The sequence below is a fragment of the Segatella baroniae B14 genome (assembly GCF_022024235.1).
GTDB lineage: Bacteria > Bacteroidota > Bacteroidia > Bacteroidales > Bacteroidaceae > Prevotella > Prevotella bryantii.
In genome coordinates, this window is the sequence record NZ_CP091800.1 from 678,550 (window position 1) to 704,742 (window position 26,193).

At 42.7% G+C, this 26,193-nt stretch carries 18 protein-coding genes and 1 pseudogene; 7 read left to right on the forward strand and 12 right to left on the reverse strand.

Features of this window, described 5'->3' with window-relative positions:
- Positions 1 to 215 precede the first annotated feature (215 nt).
- A complete protein-coding gene (locus tag L6469_RS12825) occupies positions 216 to 1,334 on the reverse strand; it encodes a helix-turn-helix transcriptional regulator (protein WP_006283285.1) in 1,119 nt (372 codons plus the stop codon).
- 552 nt (positions 1,335 to 1,886) lie between these two features.
- Entirely contained in the window at positions 1,887 to 2,174 is a 288-nt protein-coding gene (locus L6469_RS12830) for a hypothetical protein (protein ID WP_237851154.1), read from the reverse strand.
- Positions 2,175 to 2,873: 699 nt separating this feature from the next.
- Here L6469_RS12830 and L6469_RS12835 point away from each other — a divergent pair.
- A complete protein-coding gene (locus L6469_RS12835; protein WP_006283286.1) occupies positions 2,874 to 5,348 on the forward strand; it encodes a M6 family metalloprotease domain-containing protein in 2,475 nt (824 codons plus the stop codon).
- A gap of 4 nt (positions 5,349 to 5,352) precedes the next feature.
- On the opposite strand, the gene L6469_RS12840 is transcribed toward L6469_RS12835, so the two are convergent.
- The 3 genes from L6469_RS12840 to L6469_RS12850 form a co-directional block, all read right to left on the reverse strand.
- Positions 5,353 to 6,168: a DUF4249 family protein gene (locus L6469_RS12840; RefSeq protein WP_006283287.1), complete on the reverse strand. Its 816-nt coding sequence runs from the start codon at positions 6,166 to 6,168 to the stop codon at positions 5,353 to 5,355.
- 29 nt (positions 6,169 to 6,197) lie between these two features.
- Positions 6,198 to 8,297 (reverse strand): TonB-dependent receptor plug domain-containing protein, encoded by a 2,100-nt coding sequence (locus L6469_RS12845; RefSeq protein WP_223918721.1) that lies wholly within the window; start codon positions 8,295 to 8,297, stop codon positions 6,198 to 6,200.
- A 147-nt stretch (positions 8,298 to 8,444) separates the two neighbouring features.
- Complete coding sequence (locus tag L6469_RS12850; protein WP_006283289.1) at positions 8,445 to 9,662, reverse strand: aminotransferase class V-fold PLP-dependent enzyme; 1,218 nt, start codon at positions 9,660 to 9,662, stop codon at positions 8,445 to 8,447.
- A gap of 706 nt (positions 9,663 to 10,368) precedes the next feature.
- On the opposite strand from L6469_RS12850, the gene L6469_RS12855 reads away from it, so the two are divergent.
- The 3 genes from L6469_RS12855 (at position 10,369) to L6469_RS12865 (ending at position 13,093) form a co-directional block, all read left to right on the forward strand.
- Positions 10,369 to 11,193 (forward strand): hypothetical protein, encoded by an 825-nt coding sequence (locus L6469_RS12855; RefSeq protein ID WP_039871014.1) that lies wholly within the window; start codon positions 10,369 to 10,371, stop codon positions 11,191 to 11,193.
- Between the two features lie 84 nt (positions 11,194 to 11,277).
- Complete coding sequence (locus L6469_RS12860; protein ID WP_162091559.1) at positions 11,278 to 12,300, forward strand: RepB family plasmid replication initiator protein; 1,023 nt, start codon at positions 11,278 to 11,280, stop codon at positions 12,298 to 12,300.
- A 346-nt stretch (positions 12,301 to 12,646) separates the two neighbouring features.
- Positions 12,647 to 13,093, forward strand: coding sequence for a hypothetical protein (locus L6469_RS12865; protein ID WP_143067166.1), 447 nt, complete (start codon positions 12,647 to 12,649; stop codon positions 13,091 to 13,093).
- Between the two features lie 6 nt (positions 13,094 to 13,099).
- Here L6469_RS12865 and L6469_RS12870 read toward each other — a convergent pair whose 3' ends face one another.
- The 7 genes from L6469_RS12870 to L6469_RS12900 all read right to left on the reverse strand — a co-directional run bounded on the left by L6469_RS12870 (position 13,100) and on the right by L6469_RS12900 (position 20,044).
- Positions 13,100 to 13,969: a transporter substrate-binding domain-containing protein gene (locus L6469_RS12870; protein WP_006283292.1), complete on the reverse strand. Its 870-nt coding sequence runs from the start codon at positions 13,967 to 13,969 to the stop codon at positions 13,100 to 13,102.
- Positions 13,970 to 14,004: 35 nt separating this feature from the next.
- Entirely contained in the window at positions 14,005 to 15,744 is a 1,740-nt protein-coding gene (locus L6469_RS12875) for a M15 family metallopeptidase (RefSeq protein WP_006283293.1), read from the reverse strand.
- A 31-nt stretch (positions 15,745 to 15,775) separates the two neighbouring features.
- Complete coding sequence (locus L6469_RS12880) at positions 15,776 to 16,555, reverse strand: M15 family metallopeptidase (protein WP_176759767.1); 780 nt, start codon at positions 16,553 to 16,555, stop codon at positions 15,776 to 15,778.
- 29 nt (positions 16,556 to 16,584) lie between these two features.
- Positions 16,585 to 17,052 carry a cupin domain-containing protein gene (locus tag L6469_RS12885; RefSeq protein ID WP_006283295.1) on the reverse strand — a complete coding sequence of 156 codons (468 nt, stop codon included), beginning with the start codon at positions 17,050 to 17,052 and terminating at the stop codon, positions 16,585 to 16,587.
- A gap of 1,013 nt (positions 17,053 to 18,065) precedes the next feature.
- Positions 18,066 to 19,118 carry a tetratricopeptide repeat protein gene (locus tag L6469_RS12890; protein ID WP_006283296.1) on the reverse strand — a complete coding sequence of 351 codons (1,053 nt, stop codon included), beginning with the start codon at positions 19,116 to 19,118 and terminating at the stop codon, positions 18,066 to 18,068.
- Between the two features lie 9 nt (positions 19,119 to 19,127).
- Positions 19,128 to 19,661, reverse strand: a complete 534-nt coding sequence (locus L6469_RS12895) for an energy transducer TonB (protein WP_006283297.1) — start codon at positions 19,659 to 19,661, stop codon at positions 19,128 to 19,130.
- Complete coding sequence (locus L6469_RS12900; protein ID WP_039871020.1) at positions 19,658 to 20,044, reverse strand: LytTR family DNA-binding domain-containing protein; 387 nt, start codon at positions 20,042 to 20,044, stop codon at positions 19,658 to 19,660. Before L6469_RS12900 ends, L6469_RS12895 begins: the two co-directional genes overlap by 4 nt.
- Before the next feature lie 366 nt (positions 20,045 to 20,410).
- On the opposite strand from L6469_RS12900, the gene L6469_RS12905 reads away from it, so the two are divergent.
- The 3 genes and pseudogenes from L6469_RS12905 (at position 20,411) to L6469_RS12910 (ending at position 26,166) form a co-directional block, all read left to right on the forward strand.
- The gene (locus tag L6469_RS12905; RefSeq protein WP_039871022.1) at positions 20,411 to 22,669 is read left to right on the forward strand and encodes an outer membrane beta-barrel protein; all 2,259 of its coding nucleotides are present in this window, start codon (positions 20,411 to 20,413) and stop codon (positions 22,667 to 22,669) included.
- A 4-nt stretch (positions 22,670 to 22,673) separates the two neighbouring features.
- Positions 22,674 to 22,856: pseudogene (locus L6469_RS14850) on the forward strand (cysteine peptidase family C39 domain-containing protein); the annotation flags it as partial.
- A gap of 982 nt (positions 22,857 to 23,838) precedes the next feature.
- The gene (locus L6469_RS12910) at positions 23,839 to 26,166 is read left to right on the forward strand and encodes a TonB-dependent receptor domain-containing protein (protein WP_039871025.1); all 2,328 of its coding nucleotides are present in this window, start codon (positions 23,839 to 23,841) and stop codon (positions 26,164 to 26,166) included.
- Positions 26,167 to 26,193: the final 27 nt, after the last annotated feature.

Here is a 26,193-nt window from a genome sequence, read left to right on the forward strand (position 1 = left end):
AAAAATGAGTACATTTTTTTGCGTTTGATATTTATAAATAAAAGCGGTGAAAACTTGATAGGGATGTTAATGCTGCGGTTAACATGAAGAACATTGCCTTCGACAAGCAGAACCTTGTCGAAGTTTAAAGATAAATAAAGCCCATTGGCAAGTGGGTGTAGTGCTTGTGGAGGGAAGAGGTTAAGCAAGAAAATTATACGTTTCGACCATTGGGGTCAAAAAGTATAGTTGTCTTTTTTTGTATTTGGACTTAATCCTTCGTCTTCAAGTTTTTTCTTAGCGCGATAGTAAGCCGTGTATGACGAAAAGCCCGATGCGAGGGCGGCAGATTCCTTGGTTTCTTCAGGGTGTTGAGACTGATATTGCTCATAGTGAGCCAGTCGGAGACTGTTCACATAGTTGGCGAAAGAACTGAAACGGCGCCGGAAGGTAAGTGAGACAAAGGTGCGGCCTAGATGCGTGTGAGCCACGACATCATCGATCTTCAGGTGACAGTCAAGATAGGCACGCTGGCCTTTGACGTATTCCTCTATCTCCATAGCGGTTTGTTCTATCTGTTCATTCTTGTTATCATCAGTCGGTTCTTCGTGGCATTCGGTGATGTCGGCTTCCGAAGATGAGAGAATAACTTTGCGTCGCCAGGCAGGCATGACGTTGAGCAGCAATAGGATGTTGGATGCTGCCAGGAGCACGTTATCGATAGCCATCCACAATGGCGAGTCCCAAATGTAGGCGGGCCAAAGCAGTGGCGTGAAGAGTATGGGGGCGAGCCAGACACGACGGGCATAGTCAGCAGGGAAGTCATCGGGGTTGGAATAGTTCTGGTCGCGGGCCTCGTCCATCCAGTGTTTCACTTGCCACATGGCAAGCCCGGAATAGACCATCATGATGATGCTCTCAATGAGTATCACGTCGTTCCAGATGCGCAATCCTTGGGCATTGAGAATTCCTGAGGGAAGCCAGGCATCGAGGGCGGGTACGAGCATGGTGGCGACAACGATCAGCGTTGCTGCCCAACTTACGGTTTTCCACTGGTTCCATTGCTTTACCGAGCCGAAGAAACAGAGTAGCAGCACGCCACAGTAGAAATAGTAACAGGCTGGGAAGTATGATTTTTCCAGCATCCATGCCGACGGACTAGTCGGATTGATGATGTATGGTAGAAGGATGGTGGGGCATAGGTAGACAAGACACTGTAGTTTGCGGTCTGGCCAGATATATTGGTGACGTTCTTTGGGAGCGCCACAGGTGTGGAACCATCGTACTGCTGAAAATGTCCAGCAGGTGGTCAGGTACATCAGTGCTGCTAATCCGTAGAAGTAGTATTCGTTCATGGTCTTTTATTTTTCTTTGTTGGGTGACGACTATCCATATGTGTATAAAGAAAGTGTTGTCCCGACAGGAGAATTGAGTAATAAAAAGATGAGTATTCTATGAAATCGGTTACAAAATTACAATAATTTTGGGAAATATCGCTTGTTTTTGTCATTTTAATGTTATTCAAGGTCATTTTTGTGGCATTTTGCCACAAAATTCTGTGTTGAATAAGCAAGTTAAAGGGTTGTTGATGTACTAAATCTCACGCAAAGAACGCAAAGGCGCAAAGTTTTTTTAGAGTGCGAAGAGTTTAAGAGTATTAAATCCCACGCAAAGAGCGCAAAGACGCAAAGTTTTTTAGGGGATGCAAAGAGTTAAAGAGTATCAAATCTCACGCAAAGAACGCAAAGACGCCAAGTTTTTTTAGTGCGCAAAGAGTTTAAGAATATCAAATATCTCGCAAAGAACGCAAAGGCGCAAAGTTTTTTTAGTGCGCAAAGAGTTTAAGAGTACTAAATATCACGCCAAGAACGCAAAGACGCCAAGTTTTTTTAGGGATGCAAAGAGTTTTAGAGTATCTTTTTTATAGGCTTCATACTCTTTAATATCTTTGCGTCTTTGCGCTCTTTGCGAGATTTTTTTTGTCCAAGATATTTTTCCGGCATAGTTGCGTCGAATAGGCAAGTTACAGAGTAGTTGATGTAAAATCTCACGCCAAGAACGCAAAGACGCCAAGTTTTTTTAGTGCGCGAAGAGTTTAAGAGTATCTCTTTTTTATAGACTTCAAACTCTTTAATATCTTTGCGTCTTTGCGTACTTTGCGAGAATTTTTTTTGTCCAAGATATTTTTCCTGCATAGTTGTGTCGAAAAGGCAAGTTATAGAGTAGTTGATGTAAAATCTCACGCCAAGAACGCAAAGACGCAAAGTTTTTTTTAGTACGCGAAGAGTTAGAGAATATCTTTTTTTGTAGAGACTTTATATTCTTAATATCTTTGCGTCTTTGCGCTCTTGGCGAGATTTTTTTTTGTCCAAGATATTTTTTCCAGCATAGTTGCGACGAATAGGCAAGTTACAGAGTAGTTGATGTAAAATCTCACGCAAAGAGCGCAAAGACGCAAAGTTTTTTAGGATGCAAAGAGTTTAAGAGTATCTCTTTTTTCTGAAAACAGAATAATCAGTCTTTTTATAGACTTCAAACTCTTAAATATCTTTGCGTCTTTGCGCTCTTTGCGAGAATTTCTTTTATCCAAGATATTTTTCCGGCATAGTTGCGTCGAAAAGGCAAGTTATAGAGTAGTTGATGTAAAATCTCACGCAAAGTACGCAAAGGCGCCAAGTTTTTTTAGTGCGCGAAGAGTTTAAGGATCTCTCTTTTTATAGGCTTCATACTCTTAAATATCTTTGCGTCTTTGCGCTCTTTGCGAGAATTTCTTTTATTTAACAAAAAACTTGCATTTTTAGAAATTATTCTTTATATTTGCACAATATAGTCGTCATCAAACCGGCAGTTGAAAAACGTTGAAACAATTATATTCACATTATAACTTTGCTATTATGAGAAAACTATTACTCTTCATCATGTGTATCATGGTCCAGATAGCTTCAGCTAATCATGCTGACCCTACACCATTCAGCGGCAAACTCGCTGATGGATCTTTGGTCACCCTGCACCTCGTAGGTGACGAAAATGGCCATTATTACGCTACAGCTGATGGTACTCCGATGGTACTGAATGCACAGGGATTCTGGGAACGTAGCCCTCAGTCTGCTTCCGAATTACAAAAGGCAAGACAGCAAAGGCTATCTGAACGAAATCAAAACAGATTAGCGAGGTTGAAGAAATTTGCCAATGCCAACCGTGAAGTTCGTGCCAAAGGTAATGTGCCTGTTGTGAATCATAAAGGATTAGTTATCCTAGTCAACTTTGCCGATCTGGCCTTCTCAATAGACCAGCCGTTACAGACCTACCAGCAGATATTCAATGATGAAAACAATCCGTACGATAAAAATATCGGTTCTGTACATGAATATTTTCGTGATCAGAGTTATGGTCAATTCAATGTCACATTTGATGTCGTAGGCCCAGTAACCGTTTCTCACGACATGGCTTACTATGGTGGAAATGATGCATTAGGCTATGACACTGCAGTTCATCGCATGGTCAAAGAAGCGTGTCTACAGGTCGATGATCAAGTTAATTTCAAAGACTATGACTGGAATGGCGATGGAACTGTAGACCAGGTTTATTTAGTCTATGCAGGTATGAGTGAGGCTTATTCAGGCTCAGACCCTAACACGATATGGCCACACGAATGGGATTTGTGGAGTGCATGTGGTGAGACACTTACCCTTGACGGCGTCATCGTTAATACGTATGCTTGCAGTAATGAGATTTACGGTAGTCCGCGATTCGTAACCGACGAAAATAAAAGACTGGAAGGCATAGGTACTGCTTGCCACGAATTTTCACACTGTCTGGGTTATCCTGATATGTATGATACCAATGGACAGCATTTTTATGGTATGGGTACCTGGTCAATCATGGCCGAAGGAGACCGTTCAGCAGGTTTCGAACCAGCTCCTTACACCGCTTATGAACGTATGATAGGTGGTTGGCTTACTCCTATCGAACTGACATCTCCTCAAATCGTGTCATCTATGCCGGCAATAGCCAACGAGCCAGTAGCATATATCATATATAATGATGCCAACCGCGACGAATATTACCTGCTTGCCAATCATCAAAAGGACAATCGATGGGAGAAAGCTACTCCAAGTCATGGTATGCTTATCATGCACGTCACCTATGATGAAGAAGTATGGAAGAAAAATAGAGTAAACGCTACAAGTTTTCAGCATATCACATTCATACCAGCTGATAATACGATTTCGGCATCTACTGCGTCTACAGACTTGTGGGATGGTGTCAATGGCAATGCAACAGAGCTTACAGACGAATCGACTCCTGCTGCCACCCTTTACACTCCTAATTCGCAAGGCAAATACTTCATGTCTAAGCCGATTAGTTGTATCAAGGAAACAGATGGCTTGATCCGTTTTGTTTACCTCAAACAGGATGTCGTCGATGTACCTGCTGACCTGAAGGCAGAAGCGGCAGCAAAAGACTCTACAGTAGCTCTAAGCTGGTCGCCAGTATCAGGGGCTGAAAAATATCGTGTACAGTATCAGGGAACCGATCCTAATTTCGAATTTCCACCAGAATTCGAACTGTATGATGATTTCTCTTATTTCGAAGATGCCCCTAAGAATACTGACCTTGCTTCTGAACTCCAAAATTATATGATAGATTTTGGATGGGATGGTAAGCATGTTTACAAAGCAGAAAATGGTTATTTGGCTATCGGAACCGAGTCTGAAGCAGGTGAGTTAGAGACACCGCTCATCGATAAACCGGAAAATGGTAACGTGACCCTGTCGATTATGGCTTATCAGTATAACACGGCTGAGAACGAAATAACGATAGAGTTGACCGATGACAATGGAACACAGGTGAAAGTGCTTCAGAACTTGACGGATACCACCAATCATGTTACAAATATCGTTAATTTTGAGAATGTAAAATCAGATTATTCTGTAACGATACGAGGTAAAAATCGAGCTTTATTGAGTGAGATCATTCTTTATAACACCAAGACCACGCTCGATGAGATTCTCAAATTCCCAGAACTTTATCCGAAGGGCTATTTTAGTGGTGATGAGAATAAGACTCCTGTCATGTACGTAGACGATATCACAGATGCCAATACGGTTATCGGTGGACTGAATGCTCACTGGAACTACTCATTCCGTGTACGTGCTTTTGGTGCAGATAATCTGTATAGCCTATGGAGCGAGCCGGTTACCTTTGTCATACCAGCTGCAGCCTCGGGTATCCGTACCATCGAAAGCGATTCGCTTGACTTCCGCCGTCAGCCTATCTATGACCTCATGGGTCGTAGAATGCCAAATTCATGGGAGAGTCTTCCTAAGGGAATTTACATTATCAATGGCAAGAAGATAGTCAAATAAAGAGTTACTCCTCGGTGGCATCGGCTATTTTCACGGTCGTATCGTAGGTCACACTACTATAGGCAGAGAAATAGCCTAAAGCCCCATTGGTAAAGTTGGCTATAGGATTTGTAGTTGTATTATCCATAATCTGAAGAGAATACAGATAGTTGTACACATTCTTATCGATTGAACGGACTTCGATATGAAGCTGGTCACCATCGTGAAGTACGTCATCATCTGTATTCTCTTCCATTTGTCGCTTCGTCATGCAGTTAAACAGTTGACGGAGCTCACCTCCAGGATTTTTGTCGTCTCTTACTACCGACCATCGGTAACCTATTCCGTTGCGATAGATGTGTATGAAATAATAGTTGGGCTCATTAGGTATATCCTGTAGCGTTACAGCGATATAGAGCATTTTTTCGGTGAGTATTTTCTGCCATACCATTTCATACTTAGTTATCGTTGGCGGTTGTTGCATGACTGATGTCGACTGATAGGTTGTACCGTCTACAGTTACATCAAGCCCGTATTTTTCGCCATAAAAACCGATTTGATCGCCTTCGTAATACCCATTGCCCTTATAGCGTAAGGTATCCGGAGGGAAGATGTCTGATGTGAGTACTACCGTAGCATCGGATACGATGCGGTTAGCCTGTTCGGTGACATCGCGGGTTGTCGTTACGCGAACCCGGGTGTTCTCATCATTGATACTTCCCTCGATGACCACAATAGGGTCGGTATCGTGGTAATCGATATCAAGCGTTTTCTCACACCCCGTTAGGGTCAGCAGCGCGAAAAAAAGTATGCAACAAGTCTGGATTTTCATCATCATCATGACTTTAAAAAGAGCTCACATAGGAGCGGTTAAAACTTAATAGTAAAGGCCACAGAAGGTACAATGCCAAACAGACTATACTGAGTAGCCTTGGTGCGTGCCCCGTCTGCACTATCCTCAAAACGAATAAGATAAGGATTATAGCGGTTATAGAGATTATAGATGCTAAATATCCACTCGCGCGTCCACTTACCATGATGTATCGGTCGGGACCATGTGGCACTTACATCCATACGATGGTTGGCAGGAGCACGATAGCTGTTACGTTCCGCATAGTAATAGATATAATTATCGATCAACTCATATTTACCACTTGGAGCCGTGAAGGCTTGTCCGGAATTATACACCCACACCGCATGGAGAGTCCAGTGCGGGTTGAGCCTGTATATCCCTACGATATCAATATCGTGCCTTCGGTCATTGTTGGCATCATACCATCGCCCGCCATTGATACCGTCGATACGAGTCTTCGACCAAGACAGCGTATAGGAAAGCCATCCGGTAAGTTTGCCGGTATTCTTGCGGGCACACATCTCGAGACCATACCCTTTGCCTTCACCAGCAAGAACGAGCCGCTCTATTTCTATCTGCGAACTGAATGAGATACCGTCACGATAATCGAGTACATGATTCACATGGCGAAAATAACCCTCCAGTGAGAAATCGTAGGTCTGTTGCGGGGTCATCGCAAAGATACCCAGACTCACCTGATCGGCTACCTGTGGTTTTACCAGATTACTGCTTATGGTATAGCGGTCGAAGGGGGTAGAGGTATTCTGATTACGTAGCGCATGAATATTCTGGGCACTCCGTGTATAGCCCGCCTTGATACTCCACAGATGAGTAGGCATAAATACGAAACTGGCACGTGGCTCGCATGTAACCTGTGTATTCACGATGCGATTCTTGCGCGTCTTATACATCCAGACGATATTACCGTCTTCATCGATTTCGTAATAATGAGGGCCACCTAAGTTAGAGAATGTTCCCAGTCGGAAGCCTAAAGAAGCCGTAACTTTCGGATGGAGCTGGTAGGTATCGTTGATCCAAAAACTGTTTTCCCACGCTTTACGCTCTTCGCGTTCGTGCTTGTTGACATTACGCCATTCAGCCGATTTGACATCAAGAACCATCGACTGCAGTCCCATATCCAACTGATGTCTGCCTAAGGCATAACGGAAATTCTGTCGGATACCATACTGTCGGATAAAGCCGGAGAACGAAATATCCAATCCCAATACCTCCACACCGTCGGTGGTGGAATAGTTGGAATAGATAAGCGACGTCTTCGACGTATTGCCCTCCTTCTGAAAATGATGCAGCCAAGACAACGTGGTAGCGATATTCGACCATTTCAGATTGAGCTTATCCTGAAGTCCGATTTTATCGTTACTGGCGAAAAACGACCAGAATAGCTGGTTATGCGTATTCCATCGCCAGGAAGCCTTCGCATTTACATCATAGAAATAGAGCGTATTATCCTTGAAGTCGTTGATCTGTTTGAGAAAGAGATCGAGATAGGATCTCCGGGCTGTAACGAGAAAACTACCCCGATCAGAAAGAGGTGCTTCAAAGGTACCTTTAGCAGAAAGCAGTCCGATGGAAGCCTGTCCATGACATGCCGACGGGTTGCCCGATCGACTATTGATATCCAGATAGCCAGCTGTAGCACCACCATACTGAGCAGGAATCAGTCCCTTATAGAGCGTAGCAGTAGCCAGTGCGTCATCATTAAAAGCAGAAAAGAGCCCGGCTAGATGACCCACATTGTAAACAGGCGCATCATCATACACGATACTGTTTTGAGCAGACGTACCACCCCGGACCTGAAAACTACTAGATCCTTCATTTTCAGATTTGACCCCCGGCAAAAGTTGGATAGAACGCATTATATCGTTCTGACCAAAGAGGGCAGGAGTCTTCGAAAGTTCCTGGAGGTTAAGAAATTCAGAACCGATCTGTATAGTTTCCACACGTTGGCGTGCAGAATGAGAAGTAACAATCACTTCCTGTAACCTTTGACTTTTCAGTCTTGTAGAATCCTCCGACGTATTCGTGTGTTGCGCCCAAACAGTAGTTGGCAGAAGCGCTATCGCCCCCAGCATTGTAGGTCGTATATACTTGGCCATATCAGGCATTCTATTATTAGGGTTTGTACAAAAAATAGCATTGTACCTACAAAAGTATAAATAAAATCAGAAATCCTTATCTTTTTTGCTAAAAAAATCGCCAAAACGTGTTTTCAGCTGGGAGCGCTGGCATAACCATACAGTTTTCTATCGGCTATTTTTTAGGGCTTCGATGAAACCGTCAATCTTTTCTTGAGTAACATGCTGCATCACCACAATATGTGCCAGTTCGCCTCCGAAATGCTCATCGTATCCTTGAGCCAATGTGTATAAGCTGACAATATCTTGAGAAGGTCTGCGGAAGAAAACGGTGTTGCTATATTCGTTTACCCATGCAGGCCATCCAATCTTGTCGAGACTCTTCTTGAGATATTTCGTACATTCCAGCATTTGTTGGGCTTGCTTCGACCATTTTTCTGCACCGACTTTTTGTATGAGCCACCAAAATTTTAATGGTTGCACGGCATCGCGTGAACAGTTGATCATACGCATGTTACTGTTGAGATAGGTAACATTAAAGTTGGTTTGGTTGTCATACGTGTCGCGGGTGCATAGAAATAGTCCCGAAGGCGAATCAAAACCAAAGAATTTGTGTCCACTGATGGCTATCGATTCAAAGTGCATAGCCTGTTGACTCACCATATTCCTGTATTGGGTGAAAGGAAGATAGCCGCCAAAAAGTGCGGCATCGACATGTCTGTAAACAGCTGGTATCTCCGGGTGACGATCGAGTACCGCGTTAAGGGCTTCCATATCGTCAATGGCCCCCTTGAATGTTGACCCCATGGCATATATCATCAGTACCGGGCGTGAGGTATCCAGATTCTTTTCCAGTTCTTCAGCAATCATTCTTCCCATTTTGTCGCTTTTAATCAGGCGCGTTTCTATGTTTTGTAAATGAGCCAAGCGCATATTGGAGTAATGGGCTTCGTCGCTTACATAAAGGATAGGTTCCATTTTGGTTTTGTTCTTCAGATAGTTGGCACCAAAATATATACCGTGGTTGTTGCCATCGGTGCCACTATGCGTGACGATTCCCCATACTTGGTTGATGTCGAAGCCATAGTAAGGGGCGAAATATTCGATAACCTCGCGTTCAAAGGCTTGTGACGACATTTTCCATGGCTCGTCAGTCATAGGGTCTCCGGCATTATTCAGATTAATCACCTCCATGCCTGTGGTAAGATACCATTCGTAGAAGTCGTGTAGTTCCGACTTCTGGTTGATTGGGTAGCCAAAATAGGTTTGTAACCCTGTTTTCCATGTGTCCACCCATTTGTCTAGTTTCTTATAGCCTGATGGCTGGGCATACATATACTGTGCACTGAACAATAGTGTTGCTAGAATAAAACAAACTCTTTTCATACGTTTTTCTTCGTTTAAAATGATGGCTAACAAATGTTTGATCTTTTATTTTCAAATATAAGAAAAAAATGAATACCATATGTCCTATTTTTTGAATTAATTCAAGTTTACTTGATGTTTTTTTGTTGGATTCAAGAGAAGGGTGTTGGAGCCCCCAAAAAGTGCTAAAGTGTGTTTTCTGCTTGATGAATAGCCGATTTGACCGCTTATGCGCTTGACTCGCAAGTAGTACCTCATTTTGTTTTTTTGCCCTGAAAAGCGAGCGATTTTCCTTCAACCATAACTTCTTTTTATGCTCGTATCACTCTGATTTACAGCATGAAAGCGATAATGCTATGAATTGAGAGCATTCCTTCGAAAAGCACCCTTGTCAGCTCGGTCAGCCCGATTTTGCATGAAAAAAAACTGGAAATAATTTTGCACATGTTTTGTGTTATTTTTAACTTTGTATTGTCACAATAAGATGAGCTGCTAGTTGAAGTATACGAAGCATAACTCACCTACATCTTGTGGAGTAGAAATCAGTTGCAACTGTTCTGACACTTGATAGTGAACTATAAGAGATGTGCACCTTCTATGAATGGTGCACGTCTTATTCATGGGTTGACTATACTGTGTGTCCTGTCGGTTGTAACTGATTTGGAGTTATGCACAGTTTTAGTCCGCCTTAACGTATAATCTAATTTCGATAAAGATAAATGTCTGCATGGCAAAAAGGCGGAGCGAGTATTCTATAGAAGACCTCATTTTAATAACCCAGGATGCGTATCATCTTGTATCGCATTTCGATTATTCCGAGTTTCAGATTATTGATCGGGTATATCGGTCTATTAAGCAACTCCTGGCGAAATATATTAACGAAAAGACGGGTGATATCGATTGGGCGGATCAGGATGAAAACTCCATGGAGTTTTTTTCTTTCCCACAGTACGTTTTATACAATCGGTCTCATCTGAAGCAGTTGCGTGACAAGTTACAGCATATCTCTATAACGCCTGTTTATTTTGCCGACTCGTCGGGTTATCTGGCTCGTGACAGCAAGCCACACGTGATGTTTAACGTGCAGTTGAATGTACCCCGACAGGATAGGTTTAAGATGGTTAAACTGGGTATCACGAAAGAGATGCTTATGCGCATGATCAATCATCATCCAGGTTATTTTTATGTACCACGCCATGAGTTCCAGCTGCTTGGCAATCATGCCTCGTGTGGACTCTGGTGCGTGTTGCGCCGGTATTGGTCACATCGGGAGAGCACGATTCAGTCTGACGACTGTTATGTTGCCGACAACGGTCTTATGGAGGACGATGAGATGGTCATCAATATGTCGCCACAGGAATTAATTCATCACATGGCGGTGTATGGCAAATATGATAATTTCCATGACTTTAATCATGATCTGCTCGAAAAAGCCTCTGAGGCGATTAACAGTTACCATCAGCAGGGCATGTTACCTTTTGGGGTGTCGTATTCCCTGATTGGCAAAAGCTATCTGCCTCAGGCTGTCCGGTTGATCATAACCCGGCGATGAACGTCAATAATTGGATCACTCAAAAATAAAAAAAATAAATTTTAAACGTAAAAAAAAATGAAAGCAGAAAAAGTAGAAAACTGTATGGATGTAATACCCGGTGTTATGGGTTTTGCAATGGCGAATTGGTCTAAGTACAGTATCATTATGGCAGTGAAGGCGCTGGATAAGTTGCACGATCTGTTTCTGGCTTCGATGAACTATCATAAGACGGGCCTATACTCGTCCGATCTTGCTGCAATCAGTCGGATGAAAGAAGGCGACACGTATGCGGTCAGTCTGACGTATCATGAACTGCAATTTGTGGCCGCCCATTACTGCAGAGTAGAGAACTGTGCGCGCGAATTGAGCGAAGTACCAATAGCGATGCCCTTGAGCAATCCGAACACCAAGAAGGTTGATTACATCAAGTTTCCCTGTTTTGCTCACGTGGTAGATCATGCTGATAATCACACCGTTACCTTTCAGTTTAGTAGAGCAATACTGTTTTATCTGCTCCGTTGTGAATATGGTCTCCACAGTATCGATACATCGGCACTACTCCACATGAAAAGTTTGCATGCCATGCATTTATATATCTTCCTTTCCTGTTGGGTGGCTGCAGGCTACTGCCATTGCACCTATCTGCAGCTGATGCATATCCTCTGTCCGGGTAAATCAACGAAAGACTTGAAGTATGCTCGAATGTCGACCGTTGATCGAGCTGTCACTGAGCTTGATGAACTGCTTAAGCATCATATTTCGCGTTGCAGCTGTTCGTATAAACTGAAAACCATCAAGGATAAAGCAACCAAAAGACGTAGGGTATCATCGGTGAAGTTTTTCCTAATTTTTCGGAAAACACCAGTCGAGGAGGAGCACGATGCCTTATTAAACAACATCAGCCGAAAACGAGTTAGCACCAGACTAATCACGCTGTTAAATTTTACCGAAAAAGCTGCTGCCAGATATACCCAAAGTATGTCGTTCGAGAAAGAGTCACAGGTGATGCATGCCATCAACAATGCATTGCGCAAACAAGCAGACTGCAGTTTGCGTGGTGTCAGTTTTAATCCCTATGCATATCTTCGCTCAGCCTTCAGAAATATTTTTGGCCATGATATTTAAATCTTACCAAGTCGATCCGTTAGCCCTCAAAAATGTTACCAAGTCGATACGCTAGGACTTACCAAGTCGATCCGTTAGAAGGTTTTTGCTTAACCAAACCGATCCGCTACCCTTACCAAGTCGATCCGTTACACATGCGCTCAAGCCCGATAAACACTGGGCTGAACGGGGATTGTAAAATATTTAAAATATTATATATATATAACCAAGTGATAGAAATATTATTTAGAAATATTGCAATAAGAGCAAAAAATGTTGTTTTGAATTTAGTAGACATGAACCGCCTTATGGTTCGCTTATTTGCTGCTGGTGTATTACAATGGCTTTGGAAATGAAAAATAGCAGAATGATAGAAGAAGCATTGCGCAAGATGCATGAAATCGAAGGGATGCTCAGACCGATGCTGGGAGAAACGGCTGCAGCAGAGCGTTATCCTGCTGAGTGTGCCACAGGCAGCGCCTCGAAGCCTATAACCGAAGACCCATTGCTAGCAGAACTGCTCAGTATGGCTGAACCCAGAAGACACCAACTGATATGCGACAATTATCGGCGAGACTTCCGGCAGCATATCAAGCTCGTATCCTGTCAGGGCAAAATACTGGTGCAGTTTATCAACGATAAAGACGGTCTGTATACGAAATATTTTCACCGCAATTTTCTGTTGAGTCTACGAGACGACATCCTGCCGTATTTAGAACCCGAAAAATCGCACAATCTGGTGTTTCTGTATCATCGGTTGAGCCGTCATTTTGTGCATCCCTGCAAACTCACGTATTTCCTCCGTGTGGTGTAAGTTGGGTTATTTCGAGTGTTCCTCCGGGCGATCGTATCCATACACGAGGCCGTACTTCTCATGGAGCTTTCGCAAACTGCCATCCGCTTTCATCTGGGCAATGACAGCATTCACCAGCGCCAGGAGATCGTCCTGTCCCTTACGCATCAGCACGCCGATTTCACCGTGCGTAAAGGGAGTACTGAGCAAAGGGGCAGCAAGTCGTGTATCGTTCTGCACATACCAGGGAGCCTCCGTGATTTCAGTAATCATCACGTCGGCATGGCCCTCCGCCACCTGCGAAGGTATTTCCTCGTTCTGCGGATACACGACGATTGTAGCGTGCGACAGCTGCTCCCGGGCAAATTTCTCGTTGAGTCCGCCCGGATTTACCATCACGCACACTTCGGGCCGGTCGATATCAGCCAACGACTGAAACCGCTGGGCATCGCCGGCACGGCACAGAATAGTTTTGCCATTGCATAGATAACCATCGCTCATCAGCATGGCAGTCTTACGGGAATCCGTAATAGTGATGCCCCCGATAGCGAAGTCGAAGGTCTGCGGATCGGCCATCACGTCGGCAGAAAGGGTAGGCCATGAGGTTGGCACGAATGTGATGTCCACGCCTATACGCTGCGCTATTTTTTCAGCCATCTCAATGCCGAAGCCCCAGTAGTTGCCCTCTGCCTCGCGGTATGACAACGGGCGATAGTCGCCCGTTGTTCCCACCAGCAACTTGCCACGCTCCACGATCTGAGCAATCTTCCCGGTGCGTGGTACGTCAGTACCCTCCTGATCGTGCACCCCACTATCGGAAGTCGTACAGGAGGCCAAGGCAGATAAACTGCCCAGAACCAGCCATACGGTAAGAACCCAAAGTTTATATCTTTTCATCTGCTGCTTATGGAATAAATAGACCAGTCGTCGTATTACTCGACGAACTCAAAATGTTGATAATCCTTGACGGTAGTCCAGTCACCGCCCCATTCGAAGCCCGCCTCAGTGAAGAGTTTGAAGCAGAGGTCATCGTGAGTAATCTTGTACGGGAAGTCCCACGAACGGTCGCAGTACGGTTCACCCGTAGCAGGTTCGATGAGAAGCGAACCGCTGGAAAGGGTTTTGATGTAAGGATTATAGAGCGTGTTGATATCCACAGCCAGTCCACGGGCATGCTTCGACAGCGTACTGGAGGCGGAGATGTTACGGTAGCAGAAGCACGATGAGTTATTGTCTCGCATCTGAGTCTCGTCGTCCGCATTATACACGTCAGGTAGGAGCATCCGCTGGATAGGATACTTCGCCTCAAACAACTGGCGCAGGATGGTTACGAGGCGATCGGCAATCTGCTTGTTGCACACCATCTCGCCGACGTGCATCTGCTGATCGTAGTCCCAGTGCAGTGCGCGGATATGGCGCAGGTCATCCCGGCCGATGTAAGGATTCTCCTTGTAGGTTTTGCCCTGCATCCGAGCCCACACACCGTCGGGAATAGGTTCTGCAGCAAAGCACTTGTCGATACCGCCGAAAGCATCCACATCAGCCTGACTGACGGTGCGACCAGCCTGCCACTCCGTGAGGGCACGGGTATCGACAGGGAACGTGAAGTCAGTCTTCACCACACCGTCGCCATAGATGGTCTTGAAGTCATCCCGCATAGAGATGACATGATAGCCGGCTGCACGCCACTGTTCAGCCAATCTGAGCGCTTTGTCCCGGTCAGCATGGTCGCGCTGGTCATCATCGGCAATCAGCATGAAAGCCGCCGTCTTATACTTTGTATTCCCCAATGCATAGTTGTGCATGGCAGCGTCGCCCCCGCTGTTGCCAAACGAGAGTACAGGCACCTTGCCGATCTCCTGGGAAATCTGCAACACCTTATTCGTCTTCAGGTTCTTGATGATGAGTTCGTCGGTGCGTACCAGATCCTCCTCGCGGCCTATCGTATAGTTCACCCCTTCCGCTGTACCCTGACTGGTAGAATGCAGTTTCACATCCATACCGATGACACGGTTGGGTTCGATGCCGATAGCCTCGACCAGGGCACGACTGATGAAGCGGTCAGAACCCGTGACCACGTAATACGTGAACCCATTAGCCTTGAGATAGTTGAAAACCTCAAGCATCGGTTTATAGAAACTCTGTGCATAAGTCATGCCCGTGAAACCGTTGGCAGGCTGTTGGGCATAGTCCTTCACGTATTGGTCAAACTCAGCCAGTGTCATGCCACTATAAGCCTTAGCGGCAGCATAGGCATGTTTCAAGTCAAACTGATCAGGCAGTTTCTTACCCGTCCGCACGAAGTCGCGAATCTCCTGAGCCGTTTCCATCACCTCTTTCGGTGCCTCGTAGGTTGTATCGTCCAGGCCTCGGTGCTCCAGCAGGTTATACTCGAAATACGACGGGTAGAGTTCGCCGATGAACGTGCCGTCCATGTCGAACGTGGCAATGCGGTCTTCCTCACGGATAAAGTTCTTCGAGGTAGGGTCAGTCACATCCTTCACATAGTCCTGCAAGGCCGTCAGCGCCTCACACGAGTTCCACAGCGTGAAGTACTCCTTCGGCTGTGGATTAACTATGCTGTTATCGTCGTCCTTGCTGCACGATGTCAGCACGCCTACGCTGCAGACAAGGAAGAAAGCGATCATCCAAGATCTTGTCAGTTTCATCATAACAATTCTATAGGTTTATAACGTCTTTGAATTATTTTTTGATTTGCTTCACCGGGAAGGTGAAATACGTATCCGGGAACGGTTCGTTTTTCAGGGTAAAATGCCACCATTCCGTATCAAACGGTTTGAAGCCGTGGCGCATCATCGCCCGACGAAGGATCATACGATGCTGAAACTGTTCTGGGGTAATGCTACGTTTCGGTTGAGCCGGACTCTTGGAGTTATTACCGGTATACTGTCCTGTTTCAGGATTGCCACAGAAGTCGGGATGACTTTCCGGACCAAACCAGTCGAAGGTACCACCCATATCCACTTCTTTCTCTGTTTTCATATCAAAGAGAGTCAGGTCGAGGGTACTGCCACGGGTATGTCCACTCTTCAAGCAGATATATTCTCGCGGAAAGAGTACGCTCTTATCGAGGTCAGGATAGAAGTAACTCTTCATCAGAGTATCGTTGACATTTTCGGCCCAACGCACGAAGTGATCGACACCTTTCTGTGGGCGGTAAGCATCAAATATTTTCAAGCGATAACCCTGTTTGATCAGGTCATCGCTGACCGCCTTCAGACTGTCGGCCGCCTGTCGGGTGAGCAACGCTGTCGGTTCTTCGTAGCCATCGATACGGCTACCCACAAAGTTGTACGTGCCGAAGTAACGTATCTCCAGAATCGCATCAGGCACGACATCTGTGAGCGTCACAAACTGACTGTTGTCTTCTGTCGAAGCAACCTTTACTTGTGCCTTATCTTTGCAGCTCTGGCAGATTGCAAGCATACATGCACCGTAGAGGAGAAGGATGACGGCTGGCATCCATAGTGTTTTCTTAGTCATCATGATATTTATTCTAATGGTATTTCCGGATGTTGTACGGCGAGTTGTTGTCCCTTCTGTGAGAGATAGAACATATAAAGGATAACGGGTTTATTTCCACGGTTTTCGCCGTGGTGTATCGTATTTACCATCTCTACGACAGCTTCACCCTCGTGCACGACTTTCTCCTTGCCGTCCTGTCCGATAATGGTCAGTTCGCCTTGCACTAGAATGCCATAGTTCATCACCGGGTGATGATGCCATCCCAGTTTTTTACCAGCAGGGAATACATATTTAACGGCAACGAGTTCGGGGCGTCCCTGGAAATAGTCGGGCAGTTCTACGCCATCCCAACTTTGTGAGGTACGTATCAGTTCTTCGCTCGATACCTGTTGTACGGGATTGTCATCTTGTGCGCGAGCCTCTTCACAACTCGTCAATATTGCAAAACTGCAAATTATAGTTGCTGCAAACAACCATGGTTTCATTATTTTCATAGATTTTTGATGCTTTATATGATTAATAATAGTATGTTTAACTTGGTATTTGCAAATATACAAGAAAATTCGTTAAAAACGTTATTTTTGGTGAAAAAAAAGGGAAAAATGTCCTTTTTTTATGTTCAAATGCTTCTTAAACCCTATAAGTGCAGGATAGAGTAGGGCTTATTTTTTTGATCCAAGATACTTGTTCCAGCAATAAGCAAGCTACAGAGTAGTTGATGTAATAAATCTCGCAAAGAGCGCAAAGACGCCAAGTTTTTTTAGAGTGCAAAGAGTTTAAGAGTATCAAATATCTCGCAAAGTACGCAAAGACGCTAAGTTTTTTTTAAGAGCGCGCGAAGAGTTAGAGAATATCTTTTCTTGTAGAGACTTTATATTCTTAATAACTTTGCGTCTTTGCGCTCTTTGCGAGAAATTCTTTTGTCCAAGATATTTTTCCGGCATAGTTGCGTCGAATAAGCAAGCTACAGAGTAGTTGATGTAATAAATCTCACGCAAAGAGCGCAAAGACGCAAAGTTTTTTTTAGTGCGCGAAGAGTTTAAGAATATTTCTTATTTTCTGGAAACAGAATAATCAGTCTTTTGATAGACTTCATACTCTTTAATATCTTTGCGCTCTTTGCGAGAAATTCTTTTTGTCCAAGATATTTTTCCAGCATAGTTGCGTCGAAAAGGCAAGTTACAGAGTAGTTGATGTAATATATCACGCAAAGAACGCAAAGACGTGGGATTGAAATGCATTCGCTGAACAAGATGTATTAATGACATTAGTATTGGCAGGCAATTATCTACATATCGACGCCATTCATCGCCAATTCGTCAGGACATCAAAGGTTTTGGTTTTCGCTTGACTTCCGCTTGCAGGGTTTTGAGATGCCTTTCGGCCTTGCTGTCGTCAATGTTAGCCACAGCTTCGTCCGGATAGTGGGTGTCGCTGTATCCTCCGTCGGTAATCTTTATGCCTGTAGCGGCACAAAGCCTTCAGAGATTGAAGCAGTCGAAAAAAGCTAACGCTTATTTTTGTTTTTCACGAAAGCTTTGGCCTTTTCTATCATTTCACGATTGTCTTCTGTATCTTTTAAAGATGAAGAGTGTTTCAGAAAGAGTTTGTAGTAGTTCGCCATACCGACTGGATCTTTCAGACCGCTGTACATCTGGGCTATGTTATAATAGGTAATGGCTTTTGTTGGCTGACATTTCGAGGCTTTCTGAAAAGCAGAGATGGCATGTTCATAGTCATGAAGATAGAAGTAGGCCTCAGCCAAATCATTATACATGCCGAACAATGTTAGGCTATCGGGAACGGAAAGTTCGATGGCTTGCTCCATGTATTCTGCACTTTCCTTTGGCATTCCTATTTTCATACAATTTTTGGCCAGCAACTTGAGTATAAGTATGTCTCTGCCATTCTTTATTTGGTTGGCTCTTACAAGATGGTCGTATGCATTGTTGGCATCATTCATTTCGCCATAGCAAACGCCAAGTATAAAGCTTACCTCCAAACCCTTCCATCCTTTACGGTAGAGCTTGAGATAAGAACGTTGCGCCTCGGCGTAATCGCCTAACAAGTAGCACGAATAGGCGTATTGTCGCCATACATTTAAGTTGGTAGTATCAGTCTCTAAATAACGCATTGTAAGTTGTCGAGCCGAATCTATTTTGTTCTTCTGCATCAGGTCTGCTGCAACTGATGTAATGATGTCAGCATCATAAGGATACTGCTGAAGAATTCGTCGCCCCCATGTTTCCATGGCCATTGAATCTTGTGTGTAGGAGTGAGCATAGTAGAGCTGTCGCATATCGTTGTGTGTCAAGCTATCTGCCGGTATGCGCAATAAGGTGCGACTTTCTGATTGGTAATCGCCCAGTTTGTTGTAGCACCGGGCCAAACGTCTGAACACGGCGACAGAATCGTAACCCCATTGTAATCGGGTGTATAGCGATGCTGCTGCCGAGTAGTTGAAGGCCGAGAAAAGACTATCGGCAACGTGAAGATTCTTAATTTGGCCTTTAACTCCAATGGTGGATAGACAAAAGATGATGACGGCAAAATATCTCATAAATATTGTTCATTTTCTGGTTTTACTGAATCTTACAGGTAATGTGTATTTGATGTCGGTAGCTGTGCCATTTGCCAATCGGCCCGGAGCCCACCGTGGGCATTGTTTTAAGAGGCTAACCACCTGTTGCCCGAAAGCCTTGTCTTGTGGCTCTTGCAATATCTGTATATCGGTGATGGATCCCTCTTTGCTAATAGTGAACGCTACTACTACTTCGGCATTCTCATTCTCATGCCCGTGTGGATATTTCAGGTTTTTGCCAACCCATACGAGAAACTTTTGAAAATTTTGATTACCCATAAACTTAGGAGCAATGGCATCCTTTGAAATAACCTCAACTTCTTCTAACGATTTAGCCTGTGAAGTTTTTTGGGGGGAAGTCTGTTTGTTGTATAAATATACACCTACTATCACGCCTAATATTCCAACAACTAAGAATGCAATAATAAACAACATTTTCTTAATATACTTAGTGTGTTGTATATACTTAGTGTGTTGTCCAATAATGTACACACGGTCTTCGTTGTCTACCTTATGAATCATATCTTTTTACGTTTAAAGTTAAAGTATCTCTCCATGATGTCCTTTAGACTCTTCACAGCATCCTTAGATGCCCCGACTGTAACTTTGCATCTTAGTTCACTGTCAGCCAATGTGATTTCTTTTCGTTGAATATCTATCATGAAGACAAAGTCTCGATTAATAATTAAACTTTTTCCAACCCTTATAAATCTTTCCGCCTCCAATCCCAATTGGGACTCTAACATCTTCTCAAAAGTATGCAGATTGAACGAAAAAGTATATTTTGTTCCATCAATGAGATTGAAAATGGAGTAGCTGCCATCAGATGTTACACATAGTAAACAATCTAATGGAATTTTTGCCATCTGAGATGTATTTGATATAATTATGTTATGTTGTCTCATTGATATAATTTTGGTTGTTGCAAAGATACAATATTTATTAGTTAAATTGTTTATTTTATTTCCTGTTTTTTTGCGAAATGATGGGGTTATTTTACGTAATGTTATTTAGCGATTCATTTCTCTCTAATTTTTCTTTTATTTTAGCGAATATGAGACTTTTATAAAGCCAAATATAGGTTTCACACATCAAGCAGACTTTTATAGTGATGGAAAAAAAATATCTCATAACTTTACACCAAGCTCGAAAAGTTCGAGTGGTTTAATATAAACATAACATAGACAAACCCAATCTGACTTATGGAACGACGCAGATTAAAAATTCTTAGTAGCAGGTTATTAATAAAATTAATTCTACCGTTTCTTTATATGTTCATTGCTGTCGGTAGCAAAGCCCAAAAACAATTATCAGGCCTTGTCGTTGACACCAATGGACAGCCTGTTATGTCTGCATCTGTGATTATTCAGTCAAGTGATTCAGCTGAGCATAATGTACAGATTACTGTAACTAATGTGGATGGAAAATTTCTCTTCCATTCCGTTTCATTTCCATATCAACTTATCATTCAGCATATGTCGTATTCAGATTCATATGTGAATGACAGTGTGTCTAATGTTCGTGTCGTATTAAAGGAAAAAGACAATACATTAGGAGAGGTTGTCGTCAAAGGCAACCGTCCCATGGTGAAAACAACAAGTGATGGTGGAATTTCATTTTCAGGCAATCAAATCAGGCAGCGCAGACTGGTCGAAACAGTCCTTGATATGATAGAGGCACTTCCAATGATGATGAAAAGTGGAGAAAGTCTTATGCTTATGGGGGCGACTGAAACTTCAATTCTTATTAATGGAAAGAAAAAAATATTGTCTGATGAGCAATTAGCAAACTACTTGAAAACCATACCGGTATCAGAGGTGAAGTCGCTTGACGTATACTATAGCACGCCTCCAAAGTTCGGTGTGCGAGGTGCTTCGGTCAACATTGTTATTTCTGCTCCGAAACATGAAGACTTGCATTTTCGCGGCGAAGGTTTCGTGTCGGCCAATTATAGTAACAGCATGAAATTTGATGGGGGCACCAACTTTAGTTTGTCATCCAAAAAATGGTCGATGAATGCTGGATATACGGAAAGCAATGCTGCCAAGCTTCGCAATCAAACTCTCGAAACAGTGCATACTCTTGATGGTGTGAATCATCATATTTTGCAGACAACCCAAACATCGTCCATATCGAAAGATAAAACGGCTGTTATGAATCTGACAATCAGTCCAAATGATAATGTGGGTGTGGATGTTGATTATGCTTTCTTGCATAAGTCACCGCGAAATAACATTAATTTTAATTCATTGATAGATCAGCAATGTATTAATGGTAATACGTTTAGCCGATATGGTTCGGATACTCACAATGTCAGAGTAGCCTTGACGTATAAAGACATAGAGTTTGGTGGAGAATATGAGCACTTCCAAGAAAATGCAGACCAAATTGTTGTGCTCGACAAAAATCAAAATATAGACAATGACCACAACCAATCGTATAGAGGGTTAAATGTATATCTCAATGGTGAGTCTGAGTTGTTCAATCATACAATAGAATATGGTATTGACGGAACACTGAGAAACACCACCAACTACGTAGGCGAAAACGGGAGTTCAGAATCGTTGATGAAACAAAACGAACTTGAAACGACAGCTTATCTGGGAATTCGAATTCCACTTGGTAAGAAGGGATTCATCAATACATCCATACAGGGTGAGTTTATCAATTCTACATATAAGCGAAACAATGGATATAAGGAAAAATTATGGAGAGATTTTGACATATATCCCACATTCATGTTGATGTATAGGTTCACTCCCCTACATATTATCCAAGCCAGCCTGTCTTCCACTAAATACTATCCTTCTTATTGGGCCAATGCAAGCTATAGTTCGTATATTGATAATTACAGTAGGATAGAAGGTAATCCTCAACTGAATCCATCAAGAAAATATGCGCTCAACGTAAACTATATTATGAGGAGTAAGTATATCATTGGGTTGTTTGGTGAAAGTCACCAGAACTACTTCACTCAACTGTTGAAACTGAAAAAAGATGAGATAGCAGCAGTCTACAAATATTACAACATACATAAGAGTCAAAGGTTTGGGGTTATGGCAATAGTTCCGCTAAATTTGATACATGGCTTTGAAAGCAAGTTTACTTTAATGGGGTTTTATATGCATCAAGAAGGAAGCATTGATGAAATTACATTGGATAAAACAAAGGTCTCTGGAAGGGCGAGCATTTCTAATACTATCAATTTATTAGGTAACAAATTGATGGCAGAGATTGATGGATGGGTGCAGCTACCGGTTATTCAAGGACTTTATGACGTTAAGGCTATGTGGAATATAACATCAAAAGTAAGCTGGAAAACTCCTATCAAAGGAATGTCGGTTTCCATAAAGGTCGACGATATGTTTAATACGCTCAGAAGTCGAGTTCAATCGAATGTTCTCCAACAGAGGTTTTCTTTCCGTAGTTATGGGGATAGTCGCATTTTCAGTCTTAGGCTAAGTTATATATTCAATGGATATAAAGCAAAAGAAAGGAAGACGATTGTGAATGATAGATTAGGATTTTAGTAGAATGAAGTTTATTCTTCAACATGACTCTATGCAGTGTGGTATAGCTTGTCTAAAAATGATTTGCCAAAATTTTGGAAAGGAAGTGTCATTTAGCTTTCTTTCAAATATGTGCAGTTGTACAAATGAAGGAACATATTTACTTAGTATATCTGAAACAGCAAAAAAAATCGGTTTAAAATCAATTTGCTGCAAACTTTCATTATTTTCCTGCGCCGCCGCAAGGTGCTGGACTACGAGCTCTTCGAGCAGCAGGCCATCAACAACAACAAGACCTACGCATATCGACGCCATTCATCGTCAATTCGTCAAGACATCAAAATATACGGATCTATTTTTTATAGACTTCATATTCTTTAATATCTTTGCGTCTTTGCGCTCTTTGCGAGAATTTTTTTGTCCAAGATATTTTTCCGGCATAGCTATGTCGAAAAGGCAAGTTACAGAGTTGTAGCTGTAATAAATATCTCGCCAAGTACGCAAAGGCGCAAAGTTTTTTTAGAGCGCGAAGAGTTTAAGAATATTTCTTATTTTCTGAAAACAGAATAATCAGTCTTTTTATAGACTTCATATTCTTTAATATCTTTGCGTCTTTGCGCTCTTTGCGAGAATTTCTTTTGATCCAAGATCGCTGAATAGTTATCGTAATACATTTTAATGTTTAAATATTGTAAAAAAAAGCACTTTGTTTCAAAAAATATATTACTTTCGCACTCGGAATACAAAATGTAAGCAAATAATTGCAATTTGCTTTCGTTTTGGTGTAATTATTCCAATAACCTTTGCGCAAGGTCAAAACAGCCCCGTCTGGGTAAAAAGGCGTAACTTCTAAGACACGTAGATTCCTAGGCAGTTAACAGTTTGTTTAATTTTAAAACAGTAAATTATGGACAAAGAAAAAGCAGCTGTTTGTCCAAAGTAAAATCTCATATCATGCAACGAATCGTGTTTCGAACATTCATGCTATTGAGCAAATTCCTATAACATCCTCACCTATGGATGTTGAACTTCTATTGACCACACAATTATGCCTTTAATCTTCCTTTTCTGAAGATAAGAGATTTAAAGACAGAAACTTTGCAAGACATTTGGGAGAAAGAATCAGCGTGGCAATTGATGCGAGGTGGTATAACAATTTCGCAATTGTCTTATAGACAAAGTAGAATAATATGAGAAAGTATTTTGAATTACTAATAATGTTCTTAGGGTTATGCCCAATGCTGATGGCACAGAACATTCAAGGGGTTGTGACAGACGCAAAAGGTATGCCAATTTCATTTGCCAATGTTGTGGAACTGCTACAAGCAGATTCTTCTTTCGTTAAAGGAACGGTTAGCAAGGAAGATGGAACTTTCATGCTTGAAGATATAAAAACTGGCAATATCATTCGAGTTTCTCTCATCGGTTATGAAACACAATATATAAATTATACTGGGCAAACTACCGTCACCTTAAAACTTAAGGAAAGCACTAATATGCTTGGCGATGTTGTTGTCAAAAGTTCGTTGCCAAAGACCATGCTGCGAGGAGAGGGAATGACAACAAATATAGAAGGCAGTGTATTGGAGAAAACTTCCAATATGGAACAGTTGCTTTCACGCATTCCTAATGTGTCTGCCAAAGATGGACAAATAGAAGTGTTTGGTCGTGGCACACCTGTAATATTTATCAATGGTCGGAAGATGCAAGACCAAATGGATTTGCAACGTTTGCAACCAAGCAACATAAAGAAAATTGAAGTAATCAACAACCCTGGTGCACGATATGATGCCAATGTGAAGAGTGTCATACGCATTACCACAAAGAAGACGCAGGGCGAAGGCTTCAGCTTTGACAATAAAACTACGTTTTCGGTCAATGAAGAAAAACGTTTGAGCTCTTATGAGTCGTTCCAAGGAAATTATCGAAGAGGAGGATTGGATGTCAATGGGTTCTTGTATGGTGCATATGCTCACACTCCAGAAAACAAACAGGTGACTCAATATTCATACATCACAGATACTTGGCAGCAGAATATGAACGTCAATCAAGAATTCACAAACATCAACCCATACGCACGCTTGGGGGGTAGCTATATGCTTGGCGAAGAAAGCAATTTGGGTATCAGCATCAGCTACAATCGTTTCGCAAAGGACAATGGCGAAGGAACTCAGACGTTCAATATAATGCAGAACAATGTACAGAAGGAATCGTCAATCGTTGATTATCTTAGTCCAGGTCAGTCAACGACTTATTCCGCCAATGCTTATTATGTTGGCAAGATAGGAGGGCTGAATGTGGATTTCAATACAGATTATTATTGGTATGGCAAGAAGCAATGGATGGACTTACACGAAATGGTGTTTGACGAATATTGCCAGGCAGAGACGGAAAAGTCAGATGTCTGCTCTTATCGCAACAATCGCAACTCTTTGTTGGCATCCAAACTTGTCCTTAGTATTCCTTTGTTGAATGGCACTTTTTCGTTGGGCGGTGAATACAGTCATGTGAATCGAAGAAGTCACTACCAAGTGGAGCCTGAAGTGGTTGATAACGAGAACGAAAAAGTCAAGGAGTCAATGACTTCTGCGTTCGTTGACTATAGCCGTAAATTCGGGCAATTGACGATGCAAGCAGGGCTTCGCTATGAATACATCAACTTTGACTATTATTACAATGATTTGTATATAGCAGAACAGAGCAAGACTTACGGCAATTGGTTTCCGTCTTTGGCTCTCTCGCTTCCTGTTGGCAAGACACAGATGCAACTGACGTATGCCACAGACATCTATCGTCCAAGCTACAACGAGCTTAGAAGCGGTGTGCAGTATGACAACCAATACACATACGAGTCGGGCAATCCATTCCTCGTTCCTTCAATTACACACAATCTTACCTACGGACTCTCTTGGGAATGGCTCAATCTGCAATTGGTTTATTCGCATATCTCAGATGAGGTTTGTACGATGACGCAGACTTATCGTGGAGATCCGATGAAGTCACTCGCTCGCCCAGAGAACATCAATAGCTACAACTCTTTCCAAGCAGGCCTGACGCTGAACCCTACCTTTGGCATTTGGCATCCAACATTGGAAACAATGCTCTATAAGCAATGGCTCAAGATGAATACGCATGTGGGCAATAAGCTTGACAATCCTGTGGCAGTTTTCCAACTTACCAATGCGTTTGACTTCAAGTTGCTGACGGCTTCATTTGTAATGACCGCACAGACCGAAGGTAATATGGGTAACAAATGTATCCGCCAAGGCTATTTCAATACAGACCTGTCACTCTACAAGTCGTTGCTCAAGAATCGCCTTACGTTGACACTTGACGTTTCAGATGTATTTGGAACGGGGAACCAACATCGCACATTCTATTCAGGTGCGCAAAGAACAATGTTATATGACCTAAATTCCACAAGTACCATTACCTTTAGCATCCGCTATCGCTTTAACGCAACGAACAGCAAGTATAAAGGAACTGGTGCAGGTCAAAGCCAGAAGAACAGAATGTAATTAAAGAAATAGACATCCTTTATTTGC